Annotated in this window: 16 protein-coding genes and 1 tRNA gene; all 17 read left to right on the top strand. The window is 72.7% G+C overall.

Annotated elements, in window-relative coordinates:
- Positions 1-4 precede the first annotated feature (4 nt).
- A complete protein-coding gene (locus JQN70_RS13740) occupies positions 5-433 on the top strand; it encodes a flagellar hook assembly protein FlgD (protein WP_204131927.1) in 429 nt (142 codons plus the stop codon).
- Between the two features lie 67 nt (positions 434-500).
- Complete coding sequence (locus JQN70_RS13735) at positions 501-1,727, top strand: flagellar hook protein FlgE (RefSeq protein ID WP_204131926.1); 1,227 nt, start codon at positions 501-503, stop codon at positions 1,725-1,727.
- A gap of 223 nt (positions 1,728-1,950) precedes the next feature.
- On the top strand, positions 1,951-2,220 hold the full coding sequence (locus tag JQN70_RS13730; protein WP_204131925.1) for a flagellar FlbD family protein: 270 nt from the start codon (positions 1,951-1,953) through the stop codon (positions 2,218-2,220).
- A 1-nt stretch (position 2,221) separates the two neighbouring features.
- Entirely contained in the window at positions 2,222-2,992 is a 771-nt protein-coding gene (locus tag JQN70_RS13725; protein ID WP_204131924.1) for a motility protein A, read from the top strand.
- A complete protein-coding gene (locus tag JQN70_RS13720; RefSeq protein ID WP_204131923.1) occupies positions 2,989-3,897 on the top strand; it encodes an OmpA/MotB family protein in 909 nt (302 codons plus the stop codon). The genes JQN70_RS13725 and JQN70_RS13720 overlap by 4 nt, the downstream gene beginning before the upstream one ends.
- Positions 3,894-4,361, top strand: coding sequence for a flagellar basal body-associated FliL family protein (locus JQN70_RS13715; RefSeq protein WP_204131922.1), 468 nt, complete (start codon positions 3,894-3,896; stop codon positions 4,359-4,361). Before JQN70_RS13720 ends, JQN70_RS13715 begins: the two co-directional genes overlap by 4 nt.
- Positions 4,362-4,469: 108 nt before the next feature.
- Positions 4,470-5,345: a flagellar motor switch protein FliM gene (locus JQN70_RS21015; protein WP_204131921.1), complete on the top strand. Its 876-nt coding sequence runs from the start codon at positions 4,470-4,472 to the stop codon at positions 5,343-5,345.
- 29 nt (positions 5,346-5,374) lie between these two features.
- Positions 5,375-5,812: a flagellar motor switch protein FliN gene (fliN, locus tag JQN70_RS13705; protein WP_204131920.1), complete on the top strand. Its 438-nt coding sequence runs from the start codon at positions 5,375-5,377 to the stop codon at positions 5,810-5,812.
- Positions 5,812-6,381 (top strand): flagellar biosynthetic protein FliO, encoded by a 570-nt coding sequence (locus JQN70_RS20210; RefSeq protein ID WP_239111591.1) that lies wholly within the window; start codon positions 5,812-5,814, stop codon positions 6,379-6,381. Before fliN ends, JQN70_RS20210 begins: the two co-directional genes overlap by 1 nt.
- On the top strand, positions 6,374-7,174 hold the full coding sequence (gene fliP, locus JQN70_RS13700) for a flagellar type III secretion system pore protein FliP (protein ID WP_307835986.1): 801 nt from the start codon (positions 6,374-6,376) through the stop codon (positions 7,172-7,174). The genes JQN70_RS20210 and fliP overlap by 8 nt, the downstream gene beginning before the upstream one ends.
- A 10-nt stretch (positions 7,175-7,184) precedes the next feature.
- Positions 7,185-7,454, top strand: coding sequence for a flagellar biosynthetic protein FliQ (locus JQN70_RS13695; protein WP_204131918.1), 270 nt, complete (start codon positions 7,185-7,187; stop codon positions 7,452-7,454).
- Entirely contained in the window at positions 7,454-8,233 is a 780-nt protein-coding gene (locus JQN70_RS13690) for a flagellar biosynthetic protein FliR (protein WP_204131917.1), read from the top strand. Before JQN70_RS13695 ends, JQN70_RS13690 begins: the two co-directional genes overlap by 1 nt.
- Before the next feature lie 7 nt (positions 8,234-8,240).
- Entirely contained in the window at positions 8,241-9,350 is a 1,110-nt protein-coding gene (locus tag JQN70_RS13685; RefSeq protein ID WP_204131916.1) for an EscU/YscU/HrcU family type III secretion system export apparatus switch protein, read from the top strand.
- Positions 9,351-9,440: 90 nt separating this feature from the next.
- Positions 9,441-11,525 carry a flagellar biosynthesis protein FlhA gene (flhA, locus tag JQN70_RS13680; protein ID WP_204131915.1) on the top strand — a complete coding sequence of 695 codons (2,085 nt, stop codon included), beginning with the start codon at positions 9,441-9,443 and terminating at the stop codon, positions 11,523-11,525.
- 1 nt (position 11,526) lies between these two features.
- Positions 11,527-11,820, top strand: coding sequence for a hypothetical protein (locus JQN70_RS13675; RefSeq protein WP_204131914.1), 294 nt, complete (start codon positions 11,527-11,529; stop codon positions 11,818-11,820).
- Between the two features lie 61 nt (positions 11,821-11,881).
- A tRNA-Thr gene (locus JQN70_RS13670) sits at positions 11,882-11,957 on the top strand.
- Between the two features lie 162 nt (positions 11,958-12,119).
- Positions 12,120-13,241, top strand: coding sequence for a site-specific integrase (locus JQN70_RS13665; protein WP_204131913.1), 1,122 nt, complete (start codon positions 12,120-12,122; stop codon positions 13,239-13,241).
- Positions 13,242-13,518 lie beyond the last annotated feature (277 nt).

The raw sequence follows: 13,518 nt of genomic DNA, 5'->3' as shown, positions 1-13,518 counted from the left end.
CCTCGTGACCACGATCAACACCGGCGCCGCGGCCGCCGCAGCCGCAGCCGCGGCCTCCGGCGCGACCGCCACGACCGGCGGCTCGGCCATCGGCACCGACGCCTTCCTCAAGCTGCTCGTCGCCCAGCTGAAGTACCAGGACCCGAGCAAGCCGATGGACAGCGCGGCCTTCATGGCCCAGACCGCGCAGATGCAGATGGTCGAGAGCGTCAACCAGCTCGTCAGCCAGAACATGGCGCTCATCGGCGGCCAGAACAGCCTGAGCGCGCTCGCCCTCGTCGGCCAGGACGTCACCTGGACGGTCGACGGCGTGACGAAGACCGGCGCGGTGACCGCCGTCCGGCTCGACTCCACCGGACCGCTCCTCGTCATCGGCAAGGACGAGGTCCCCCTGTCCCTCGTCTCCCGCGTCGCCCAGCACGGCTCGGCCTGAGCCGCACCGCCCCACCCGAACCCCGAGACCCCCCAGACCCCCAGCCCCCAGACCCGAAGGACCCACCATGCTCCGCTCGCTCTTCTCCGCCGTCACCGGCATGCGCAGCCACCAGACCGCGATGGACGTCATCGGCAACAACATCGCCAACGTCAACACCGCCGGCTTCAAGTCCAGCCAGACCCAGTTCCAGGACACCCTCAGCCAGGCCCTGCGCGCCGGCGGCGGCGGGGTCAACCCGGCGCAGGTCGGCCTCGGCGTGCAGGTCGCGGGCATCGCGACGAACTTCAGCCAGGGCAGCGCCCAGACGACCAACCGCCCGAGCGACCTCATGATCTCCGGCGACGGGTTCTTCATGGTCCAGCAGGCCGGCTCGCTCGTGTACAGCCGCGCCGGAGCCTTCTCGCTCGACGGCCAGGGCAACCTCGTCTCGCCGAACGGCGGTGTGGTGCAGGGCTGGCTGGCCGTCGACGGCAAGATCAACACCGGCACCTCGACGACCGGGCTGCGCGTGCCGACCGGTCTCATCATGGCGCCGACCCCGACGACCGCGGTCGACGCCGGCGGCAACCTCTCGGCCGACGCGGCCGTCGGTGCCACGGTCGTCAACGGCATCGACGTCTTCGACCAGACCGGTCGCAGCATCCCGGTCACGCTGACCTACACCAAGACCGGCCCCGACACCTGGACCGCGGCGGCGACCGTCGCCGGGTCGGGGGGCGCCACGACGACCGTCGGCTCGGCGACGCTCACCTGGGACTCGACGACGATGGCCTTCACCCCGGGCTCGGTGGCGATGACCAACGCCTCCCTCGCCTCGGCCGGCTACGTCTTCCCCGGCGACGTCGCGATCAACCTCGCCGGCGACGGCACGCCGCTCACCCAGTACGCCGGGGCGAGCACGGCGACCCTCCGCGGGCAGGACGGCTCGTCCGCCGGCACCCTGCAGAGCTGGGGCGTCGGCGCCGACGGCGTCATCACCGGATCGTTCTCCAACGGCCGCACCCAGTCCCTCGGCCAGGTCGCCCTCGCGTTCTTCGGCAACCCCGAGGGCCTCGAGAAGGCCGGCGACTCCTCGTTCCGGGTCTCGGCGGCCTCGGGCCAGCCGGCCATCGGCGTCCCGGGCACCGGCGGGCGCGGCTCGATCGCGGCCGGCCGCCTCGAGATGAGCAACGTCGACCTCGCCCAGGAGTTCACCAACCTCGTGATGATCCAGCGCGGCTTCCAGGCCAACTCGCGCGTCGTCAGCGCCTCCGACGAGATCCTCCAGGACCTCGTCAACCTCAAGCGCTGACCGGAGCCACCACGTGACCGACGAGCCCGCGGGCCCGCCCCACCCCGGGGCGGGCCCGCGCCCGTGCGCCGTCGCCCCGGGACCGGGCGACGCGGCGCCGGAGGGGGCCACCCCGTCCCCGGGAGGGGACCCCGATCCCCTCAAGTCCTGGTCCCGCCTGCCGATGGGTACTGCGACACGTCACGGACGGCGTGCGCAGATCGCCCAGGACGGACCCGCCCCCATGATCATCCTCACCCGCCGCAACGGCACGCGCTTCGGGCTCAACCCCGACCTCATCGAGCGTGTCGACGAGACGCCCGACACGGTCGTCCTCCTCGTCACGGGGTCCCGCTACGTCGTGCAGGAGACGCTCGACGACGTCGTCGCGCTGATGCGCAACGCCCGCGCGTCCGTCCTCACCGCCGCCGAGGAGTCGGGGACCGGACAGCCGGGGTCACGCCCGAGCGCCGGCCGGGCCGCCCTCCGCGCCGTCCGGGGCATGGAGGACTGACATGGAGCTCGCGACCATCGGCGGGGTCATCCTCGTCTTCGGCGCGGTCTTCGCCTCCCTCATCATGGAGGGGGCCTCGCCGACCTCGATCATCCTCATCCCGCCGATCATCCTCGTCTTCGTCGGCTCCATCGGTGCCGCCGTCTCCGGTGGCTACCTCGCCGACGCGATGATCATCGTCAAGCAGCTCGTCAAGGCCTTCACGGCCAAGCCCCCGAAGAGCGACGAGGCGGTCGCCGAGCTCATCGCGCTCGCCGACGTCGCCCGCCGCGAGGGCCTGCTCGCCCTCGAGGAGAAGGCGCGCAACGCCGAGGACCCGTTCCTGCGCGAGGGCCTGGAGATGACGGTCGACGGCACCGACGCCGACGAGATCTACGACGTCCTCGCCGCCCGGATCAAGACGCGCAAGAAGACCGACCACCTCGGCATCAAGTTCTTCGCCGACATGGGCGGCTACGCCCCGACGATCGGCATCATCGGCACCGTCATCGGCCTCATCCACGTGTTGAGCAACCTCGACAAGCCCGAGGAGCTCGGCCACCTCATCGCCGGCGCGTTCGTCGCGACGCTCTGGGGCGTCATGAGCGCCAACGTCCTCTGGCTGCCGTTCTCGAGCAAGCTCAAGCGGATCAGCGAGGCCGAGGTCGCCCACCTCGAGATGGTCCTCGAGGGCGTCATGTCCATCCAGGCCGGCACGAGCCCGCGCGTCGTCGAGAAGCGGCTGCGCGCCGTCATCGCCGGTGACCCGGCCCCGCTCGAGGACGCGGCGTGAGCGGCCCCGGCCCCTCCGGCAAGCGGCGGCGCCAGCACGAGGAGGAGCACGAGGGCGGGCACGAGAACGCCGAGCGCTGGCTGCTCAGCTACGCGGACATGATCACCCTACTCATGGCCCTGTTCATCGTGCTCTTCGCGATCAGCCAGGTCGACCAGCAGAAGCTGCTCGCCCTGTCCTCGGGCCTCCAGGAGGACTTCGGCGCCCCGGCGATCACGAACCACACGCAGGGCCTGCTCGACGGCACGTCGGTCGACTCGGCCATCCAGGCGATCGCCCCGGTCGCCCCGCAGGTCGCGAGCGACATCGTCACCGAGCCGACGAACGGCGCCAAGGGCGGCAGCGGCAGCAAGGACGGCGACAACACCGCCCGCGACCAGCTCGCCGACGTGCGTGCCAAGCTCGTCAAGGCGCTGACCGCCAAGGGCCTGCAGAACGCCGTGCACTTCGAGGTGCGCGACGACGGCCTCGTCGTCGACATCGTCTCGGACCGCGTGCTCTTCGACGCCGGTGAGGCGACGTTGCGGCCCGAGGGTCGCAAGGTCCTCTCCGCCGTCGCCCCGACGCTGCGCGGGCTCGACAACCAGCTGACCGTCGAGGGGCACACCGACGACGTCCCGGCGGGCGGCGTCTACCGGTCGAACTGGGAGCTGTCCACGGCCCGGGCGACGACCGTCCTCCAGTACCTGCTGGCCCAGCGCGTCCGCGGGTCGCACCTCTCGGCCGCCGGGTACGCCGACCAGCGGCCCCTCGCGTCGAACGACACGAGCGCCGGCCGGGCGCGCAACCGCCGGGTCGCCGTCGTCGTGCACTCGACCGACCCGTCCGCGTCGGTCGCGGCCAGCATCTCGTCCGCGTCCACCCCGTCCACGCAGTCCGCGTCCCCCTCAGGAGGCACCCGATGAGCACCGCCACCGCCGCCGCGCCCGCGGCCGCCGCCGCCGAGCCGGCGAAGAAGAAGAAGCCGCTGCTGCTCGTCATCGTCGTCGTCCTCGCCCTGGCCGGCGGCGGCGGGTGGTACTTCCTCAAGGGCTCCTCCGGCGAGGACAAGGCCGCCGAGCCGGTCGTCGAGAGCGGGCCGGTGGTCGACCTCGAGTCGATGACCCTCAACCTCTCCGACGGCCGCTACCTCAAGATCGGCCTGTCGCTCGAGGTGACCGAGGAGGCCAACGCCGCCGCCGGCAGCGAGGGCGTCAACGGCGCCAAGGCGCGCGACGCGGCGATCACCATCCTCGGCCAGCACACCTACGACCAGATGCTCGTGCCGAAGCAGCGCGCGGCCGCGGTCAAGGCGCTGACGACGGAGATCGAGAAGCGGTACGACGGCGACGTCCTCGACGTCTACGTCACCGAGTTCGTCATGCAGTAGCGCGGCCCGCTCCGCCGGGCGGGTGCCCGGCATCGGCCGAACGGCCGGACCCTCGGGCCACGCGCCCCGGTGCCTTCAGTCCCCGTGGGTGGTGCCGATGGGGAGGCCGTGAGTGTGGAGCCCGCCGCGTACGACTTCCGCAGCCCGGACCGCCTCTCCCGTCAGCGGGAGCAGGCGCTGCAGGTCGTCGCCGAGACCTATGCACGACGGGTCTCGACCGTGCTCTCGACCGGACTCCGCACGATCGTCACCGCCCGGGTGGCCGGCCTCGGCCAGCGCACGTACGGCGAGTACCTCGACGCTCTCGCGCGCCCGAGCGTCCTCGGTGCCCTGTCCGTCGAGGGCCTCCCGGGCGGTGGTCACCTCCAGCTCGCCCTCGGTGACGCGATGGGCTTCCTCGACCGGCTGCTCGGCGGCGCGGGCACGGGGGAGCAGCCCGAGCGCCCCCTCACCGAGATCGAGGTCGCGCTCGCCGAGCAGCTCGTCGGCCAGCTCGCCGCCGAGCTGCCGTTCGCCTTCACCGTCATCGGCGACCTGCCCGTGGCCCAGACCGGCCTCGAGACGACGACCCGCTTCCACCAGATCGCGCGGGCGACCGACCCGGTCGTCACCATCGACGTCGAGGTCACCGTCTTCGAGCGGGCCGTCCCGCTGTCGGTCTGCCTCACGCTGAGCACCCTCACCCCGCTGCTGACCACCCTCGACCGGGTCGCCGAGGACGAGGACGCCGCGGCGGGGGAGCGGGCCGCCCACACCCGCCGCGTCGTCACCGACCGGCTCGGCCAGGTCGAGGTCGACGTCCGCGTCGCGTTCCGCGAGGTCACGCTCACCTCGGGCGAGGTCTTCGCGCTGACCGCCGGCGACCTCGTGCCCCTGCGCCACCGCGTCCACGACCCGCTGCTCGTCTCGACCGGCGGCGTCCGCGTCGCCCGCGCCACTCCCGGTAGCCACGGCCGGCGCCTCGCCGTCCAGATCGTCCCCTGACCCGCCCGACCCCGACGCAAGGACCCCCCATGACCTTCCCCGACGCCCCCCAGGACCCGTTCGCCGTCGAGAGCGAGTTCGCCGCGTCGCCCGTCGCGCCGGTCGAGCCCGCACCAGCCGCACCGGTGGCCACGCCGACGGGCACGCCGGTGGCCGGCACCCCGACGGCCACCCCCTCCGCCGGCGGGGCCCCGGCGGCCATCGACCCGCGCCGCCTCCAGCTGCTCCGCGAGGTCGAGCTCGGCATCAGCGTCGAGCTGGGCCGCAGCCGGATGACCGTGCGCGAGGTGCTCGGCCTGGCGCCCGGCGCCGTCGTCGAGCTCGACCGCCCGGCCGGCAGCCCCGTCGACGTGCTGGTCAACGGCACGCTCATGGCGCGCGGCGAGGTCGTCGTCGTCGACGACGAGTACGCCGTGCGGATCACCGAGGTCGTCAGCTCCGACCCCGCCGTGGGGCTCGGCGCCTGATGGACGGATCCACGGTGCTCGCGGTGCTGAGGCTGCTCGTCTCCCTCGGCGTCGTCCTCACCCTCCTCGTCATGCTCGCCCGCTGGGCGCGCAAGCGCGGGGTCGGTGGCACGGTCGGCGGTCGCACCGGGGTCGAGGTCGAGCTGCTGTCGCGTCGCGCCCTGAGCCGCGGGTCCGCCCTCCACGTCGTCCGGGTCGGCGAGCAGGTCCTCGTCCTCGGCGTCACCGACCAGCAGGTGTCGGTCCTGCGCGAGCTCGACCCCGTGCCGGCGCCGGCCGCGGCGCCCGCCACGGCCGATGACGACGACCACCCGGCCGCGCCCGAGCGCGACTTCGCCGCGGTCCTCGCCGCGCGCACGGCGGCCGCCGAGTCGCCGGCGCCGCTCACCCTCGTGCCGGCCACCCGCGCCGAGCGCCGGGCGATGGAGCGCTCGCACCCGTCGCGGCTGCGCCTGCCGGCCCACCCGTCGCCCCACGCCCCCGGCACGCACGTCGCCTCAGCACCGACCGGGTGGCCGTGGAACGCGGCGACCCTCGTCGTCGGGGCGATCAAGGGCGGCCGTGCCTAGTCCCGCCGCGCTGGTCCGCCGGCTGCGCCACCTCGCGCTGCTCGCCGCGGTCCTCCTCCTCACCGTGGGCCCGGGCGCCTCGCTCGCCTCCGCGGCCCCCTCGCCGACCCCGAGCCCGTCGGCCACGCCGGGCACCGTGTCGGTGAACATCGACCCCGCCGCCGCGGCCCCGAGCCAGACCGTGACGATCATCGTCCTGCTCACGGTGCTCTCCCTCGCCCCGGCGCTGCTCATCCTCACGACGGCGTTCACCAAGGTCATCGTCGTGCTGTCGCTGACGCGGAACGCGTTGGGCACCACCACGATCCCGCCGAACCAGGTGCTCGTCGGCCTGGCCCTGTTCCTCAGCATGTTCATCATGGCGCCGGTGCTGTCGCAGATGAACGACCAGGGCGTCAAGCCCTACCTCAAGGGCGAGATCACCCAGTCGCAGGCCATCGAGCGCACCGTCGAGCCGCTGCGCGACTTCATGGGCGAGCAGACCCGACCCTCCGAGCTCGCGACGATGGTCAAGCTGAGCGGCGAGGAGAAGCCGGCGTCCATCGACGACGTGCCGCTGACGACCCTCGTGCCGGCCTTCGTCCTCTCGGAGCTGAAGTCGGCGTTCATCATCGGGTTCGTCGTCTTCGTGCCGTTCCTCGTCATCGACGTCGTCGTCAGCTCGGTGCTCATGTCGATGGGCATGATGATGCTGCCGCCGGCGCTCATCTCGCTGCCCTTCAAGCTCCTGCTCTTCGTCATGGTCGACGGCTGGGGCCTCATCGTCACCGCCCTCGTCCAGAGCTACCGGTGAGGGGGACGCGATGACCGACGCCGACATCGTGCACATCGGGGTGCAGGCGATGATCGTCAGCGCCAAGCTCGCCCTGCCGGTGCTGCTCACCGCCCTGGCCATCGGGTTCGTCATCTCGCTGTTCCAGGCCGTGACCCAGGTGCAGGAGGTGACGCTGAGCTTCGTGCCCAAGCTGCTCGGCGTCGCCGTCGTGCTCGTCGTCGCGGGGCACTGGATGCTCGCCGAGGCGGTGGCCTTCACCCGCAGCATGTTCGCGATGCTGCCGCAGCTGCTCGCCTGATGACCGTCACGCTCGCCGCGGACACCTTCGTCACGATGCTCCTCGCGACGGTGCGGCTCTCGGCGTTCTTCCTCCTCGCGCCGCCGTTCAGCAGCAAGGCCGTGCCGGTCCGCGTCAAGGCGGGGCTCGCGCTGGCCCTGGCCCTGGCCGTCATGCCCGCCCTGCGCGGGCAGGCCACCCCGGCCCTCGAGCTGCTGCCGCTCGCCGGCGCCACGCTGTACCAGGCGGCGGTCGGGGCGGTCATGGGCTTCGTCGTCCTCGCGGCCTTCGCCGTGGTGCAGGCCGCCGGCGAGCTGCTCGACCTCGCGAGCGGCTTCACCCTCGCCAGCCTGTACGACCCGCTCTCCAACGTCTCGTCGAGCATGTTCGGACGCATCCAGCAGCTGCTGGCCGTCACGCTGCTGTTCGCGTCGGGGGGCCACCTGTTCCTCGTCCGCGGCCTGGTCTCGACCTTCGGTGTCGTGCCGCTGCACCCGATGGCCCTCGGCGACCTCACCCGGCTCGTCACCGAGGAGGTCGGCACCTTCCTCGGCGGTGCGCTGCAGGTGGCGGCGCCGGTGCTCGTCGTGCTCTTCCTCTCGGAGGTCGCGCTGGGGCTGGTGTCGCGGGCCGTGCCGACGCTCAACATCTTCGCGATCAGCTTCCCGGTGAAGATCATCCTCGCGATCAGCTTCGCGGGGATCGCCTTCGCGATGCTCCCCGGCGTCGTGAGCGGCATCCTCGACCAGGCCGGCCGGGACATGACGTCGGTGGCCCGGATGATGGGCGCGGCGGGGTGAGGCGGCGGTGAGCGACAAGGCGTCGAAGACCGAGAAGCCGACACCCCAGCGGCTCAAGAAGGCCCGCCGCGACGGCCAGGTACCGCGGACCGTCGAGCTGAGCGCCTGGACGGCGGTGCTGCTCGCCTCGATCCTTTTGCCCCGGCTGGTGCACGGGCTCGGCGAGCTGGTGGCCGACCTGCTCCAGGGGGTGCGCGAGGTCGTCCTCGACCCGCGGCCGGAGCGCGGCATCACGGTGATGCGGCAGGCCGGCGTCGACGCGCTCTGGCTCCTCGCGCCGTTCTTCGGCGTCATGGTCGCCGCGGCGCTCGTGAGCAACGCGGCGCAGGGCGGCCTGCGGGTGTACCCCGGCAAGTTCAAGCCCCGGTTCTCGGTGCTCAACCCCGGCAAGGGGCTCAAGCAGCTCGTGTCGGCGCACTCGGCGTGGACCTTCGCCAAGACGATGCTCAAGTTCGTCGTCTTCGGGTGGATCGGCTACACCCAGCTGCGCGACGCCGCCGTCCTCATGACGAGCTCGGGGTCGTGGTCGCTCGGGGCCGCGGCGGCCGCGGCCGTCGGGGCGGCGACGCACGTCCTGCGGGTGGTTGCCGGCGTCGGGCTCGTCCTCGCGGCGGCCGACTACGCCGCCGAGCGCCGGCGGATCGGGACCTCGCTGAAGATGTCGCCGGACGAGGTGAAGCGCGAGCACAAGCAGACCGACGGCGACCCGTTCCTCAAGGGGATGATCCGCGGCAAGCAGCGGGCGATGAGCCGCAACCGGATGCTCGCCGACCTCTCCTCGGCCGACGTCGTCCTCGTCAACCCGACGCACGTCGCCGTCGCGCTGAAGTACGAGCCGGGGCTCGGGGCACCACGGGTCGTGGCCCGCGGGGCCGGAGCCGCGGCGGCCCGCATCCGCGAGGAGGCGGCCGAGCTGCGGCTGCCGATGGTCGAGGACGTTCCCTTGGCGCGCACCGTCTTCCGGCTCTGCGACATCGGCGACGAGATCCCCTCGGAGCTGTTCGACGCCGTCGCCGGGGTGTTCGTCTTCGTCCTCGGGCTCAGGCGGCGCGGGGTGGTCGGCGGGGTGCACCGCAACCCGGCCGCGGGTCGGGAGCGCGTCGGTGTGGCCGTCTGAGTCCCGGATGCCTCAGGTCCGGGGCGGCGCTGCCGATGAGGGACCCGAGATGACTGCCACGACCCCTGCCCCCGACCTCGGCGAGGTGCGATGAAGACCGCCCGGTCGGTGCGGATGAGCCAGATCGGCATCCCCGCGGCCGTCGTCGCCGTCGTCGTCCTCATGGTCGTGCCGGTGCCGAGCATGGTCCTCGACCTGCTCCTGGCGCTCAACCTCACGCTCGCCGTGCTCGTCCTGCTCGTCGCGCTGCGGGTCACCCGGCCGCTCGACTTCGCGGTCTTCCCGTCGCTGCTGCTCGTCGCCACGCTGTTCCGGCTGGCGCTCAACGTCAGCGCGACCCGCCTCGTCCTCGTCGACGGGTTCGCGGGCAAGGTGATCGAAGCCTTCGGTCACGTCGTCGTCGGCAGCTCGATCGTCGTCGGGCTCGTCATCTTCCTCATCCTCGTCGTCATCCAGTTCGTCGTCATCACCAACGGTGCGGGGCGCGTGGCCGAGGTCGCCGCGCGGTTCACCCTCGACGCGATGCCCGGCAAGCAGATGGCCATCGACGCCGACCTCAACTCCGGCCTCATCGACGAGGCGCAGGCCCGTCAGCGCCGGGCCGACGTCGCCGCCGAGGCAGACTTCTACGGCGCGATGGACGGTGCGTCGAAGTTCGTCAAGGGCGACGCGATCGCCGCCATCGTCATCACGCTCGTCAACCTCATCGGCGGTCTGGTCATCGGCGTCGTGCAGAACGGCCAGGCGGTCGGCGACGCGGTCGCCACGTACAGCCTGCTGTCGGTCGGCGACGGCCTCGTCTCGCAGATCCCGGCCCTGCTGCTCTCGATGTCGACGGGCATCATCGTCACCCGCGCCGCGACCGACCGGGACATGGGCGGGGACATCCTCCACCAGTTCGGGGCCCAGCGCGGCGCCATCCAGCTGGCCGGCGTCGTCATCATGGGGCTCGCGCTCGTGCCGTCGCTGCCGAAGCTGCCGTTCCTCCTCGTCGGCGGCGGCGCGCTCGTGCTCGCCCGCTCGATGCCCAAGCTCGAGGAGCGCGAGGCCGCGCGCAAGGCCCAGGAGGCCGCCGAGGCGCGCCGGGACGAGCCGTCGCCGGACAGCCCCGAGGTGCTCGCGCAGGACATCCGCGTCGAGCCGCTCGAGCTCGAGCTGGCCTTCGACCTCATCGGGCTCGTCGACGCCGACAACGGCGGCGACCTGCTCGGCCGGGTCAAGGCGCTGCGCCGCAAGCTCGCGATGGAGCTCGGCATCGTCATCCCGCTCGTGCGCACCCGAGACAACCTCGACCTGCCGTCGCACACCTACGCGATCCGGGTCCACGGGGTCGAGGTCGCCCGCGGCGAGGCGCCGGCCGGGCACGTGCTCGTCATCGGCGACGCCGTGCACCACCTCGACGGCACGCCGACGCGCGAGCCGGTCTTCGGCCTCGAGGCCAAGTGGGTCGCCGCGCACCTGCGCGGTCGGGCCGAGGCCCTCGACGGCACGGTCGTCGACCGGTCGTCGGTCATCACGACGCACCTCGCGGAGACCGTGCGGCGGCACGCCGCCGACCTGCTGGGTCGCGAGGACGTCAAGCTCCTCGTCGACGCGGTGCGCGCCACCCACCCCCAGGTCGTCGACGAGCTGACGCCCTCGCCGCTGTCGCTCGGGGAGGTGCAGCGCTGCCTCAAGGGGCTGCTCGCCGAGGGCGTCGCCATCCGCGACCTCGTGCGCATCTTCGAGGCGATCTCGTTGCGCGCCAGGGTGTCCACCGACGCCGACGGCCTCGTCGAGGCGGCCCGGCTCGCGCTCGGCCCGGCGATCGCGGCGTCGCACGCCGCCGGTGGGGACCTGCACGTCCTGACCTTCGAGCCGCGGCTCGAGCAGCGACTGCTCGAGGCCCTGCGGCCGTCCGAGTCGGGGGTGCAGCTGGCCCTCGACCCGTTCCTCGTGGAGCGCGTCGTCACCGAGGCGGCACGGGTGTCGCGCTCGGTCGAGGAGACCGGTGTGCAGCCGGTGCTCGTCTGCGCGCAGCCGCTGCGCCGACCGGTGCGCCGGCTCGTCGAGTCGACGGCGCCGCAGCTCGCGGTGCTCGCCTACCAGGAGCTCGGCGGCCACCTGCGGCTGACGACGGCCGGCGTCGTCGACGTCGAGCCGGCCGGCGCCTCGCCGGTCCAGGCGGTGGGCTGACGTGTCGCGCGGCGGCCGACGGGCGGCGCACTCCCCGGAGCGCTTCGGGTTCGGGGCGCTGTTCGGGGTGCTGATGTTCGCCCCCGCCGCGCTGCTCGTGTACCGGGGCAACCTGTCCGTGGACGAGGCCCTGCTGCGCTTCGGGCTGGCCTGGACGGCGGCGGTGGCCGGGGTGGGTGTCGTCGTGTCAGTGCTCCGCGGTTCGCCGCCGGTCCGTCGGGCCGCTGCTCCTCCGGGTGCCTCCGCGGGTGCGGAACCGCCGGCCGAGCCGAGCGACGCTGCGCCCGCCGGTTGACGGTCCTCGGGGTGCGGTGGCCGACGGATAGAGTGTGTGGCCGCCGGTCACCGACCGGCCCGCTGGCGTGGCGCAACCGGTAGCGCACCTGTCTTGTAAACAGGGGGTTGGGGGTTCGAGTCCCCCCGCCAGCTCCACCGCACAGCCTTGTCGTATGCCCTCTCACCTGGGAAAATGCCTCCCAAGACGCTCTCGAGCGGGCGGACAGAGGTGGTCACGGGTGGACGGCACGAGCCAGGGATATGGCACGCAGATGGCACGCGGGCGGCACGGATCGCCGCTGACGAGGGGGTCGGGCCGTGGCCGGGCGTAGCGGCCGCCGAGGCTTCGGGCGCATCCGCAGGTTGCCCTCGGGGCGGTGGCAGGCGAGCTACGTGGCGCCCGACCTGCGGCGGCTCAATGCCCCGATGACCTTCCTCTCCAAGGGTGACGCCGAAGGATGGCTCGGCCTCGAACGGCAACGCATCATCCTGGGGGAGTGGAAGCGCCCCGAGCCGCCGGCGCCCGAACCATCGGTCGTGACCTTCGCCGGCTACTCGGCCTCTTGGGTCGCCACTCGAGGCATCAAGCCGAAGACGCGTGAGGGCTACGAGCACCTCCTGGCGCGGTATCTCCTCCCGAACTTCGGTGAGCAGCCGCTGGTCGCCGTGACTCCCGCTGACGTCCGCGCGTGGTGGGGCGCGATGGACCCGAGCACACCGACCGTCCGCGCCCGGTCCTATGCGCTGCTCAAGGCGATCTTCAACACCGCGTTGTCGGACGACCTGGTCGCGACCAACCCGTGCCGCATCCGCGGGGCGTCGAACACGACGCGGGCCCGCGAGGTCCGACCGGCATCGGTCGAGGAGATAGAGGCCGTCGTCGAGGCGATGCCCGAGCGGTACCGCGCCCTGGTCCTCCTCGGCGCGTGGTGTGCCTTGCGAGCCGGTGAGCTCCTGGAGCTCCGCCGACGGGACTTCGACCTTCGGGCCGGAACCGTGCGGGTGGAGCGGGCCGTGTCCCAGGTCCGCGGCCGCCCGGTCATCGGGACCCCGAAGTCCGCAGCGGGGACGCGGACGGTCGCCGTCCCTCCGCACGTCCTGCCCGCGATCGCTCACCACCTCGACACCTTCACGGGTGTGGATGCGGAGGCGCTGCTCTTCCCCGGCGCAGACGGGGTGTCGAGTCTCCAGCCGTCGACTCTGTACAAGCCGTGGCGGGCTGCTCGTGAGGCGGCCGGTCGCCCGGACCTTCGGCTGCACGACCTCCGTCACACCGGAGCCACCATGGCCGCGATGGCGGGCGCCACCCTGGCCGAGCTGCAGCAGCGCCTCGGTCACAGCAGCGTCAACGCCGCGTTGCGCTACCAGCACGCGGCGCAGGGCCGTGACCGCCAGATCGCCGACGCGCTCTCGCGGATGTCCAACCCGGACGGCGAGTAGCGGTTCGGTCACAGCTCGTTGGGGACGCGGACCATCATCCGGTCGATGAGGGGGCTAGCCGGATGGGCCGCCCGCGCCGGTAGGCGGTCTAAGCTCCAGCAGCGATGGGCCGGCGAAGCGTCTTCGTGCTGATCCCGGTGTGCTCAGGCAGCCTGCGCGAGGGACTCGTGGGAGCGGCGTGCAGTCGTGGTCGTCTCTGGCACCTCCCCCCAGGAAGGCCTACAGAAGAGATGGGCCCCGGACCTTCCGGGCGAGACCAAGTGCCACCGGACGCCCA

Origin of the sequence: Phycicoccus sonneratiae, assembly GCF_016887965.1 — a bacterium.
Classification (GTDB): domain Bacteria; phylum Actinomycetota; class Actinomycetes; order Actinomycetales; family Dermatophilaceae; genus Phycicoccus; species Phycicoccus sonneratiae.
The sequence above is the reverse complement of the archived record's forward strand: the minus strand, read 5'-3'. Positions and strand labels throughout refer to the sequence as shown.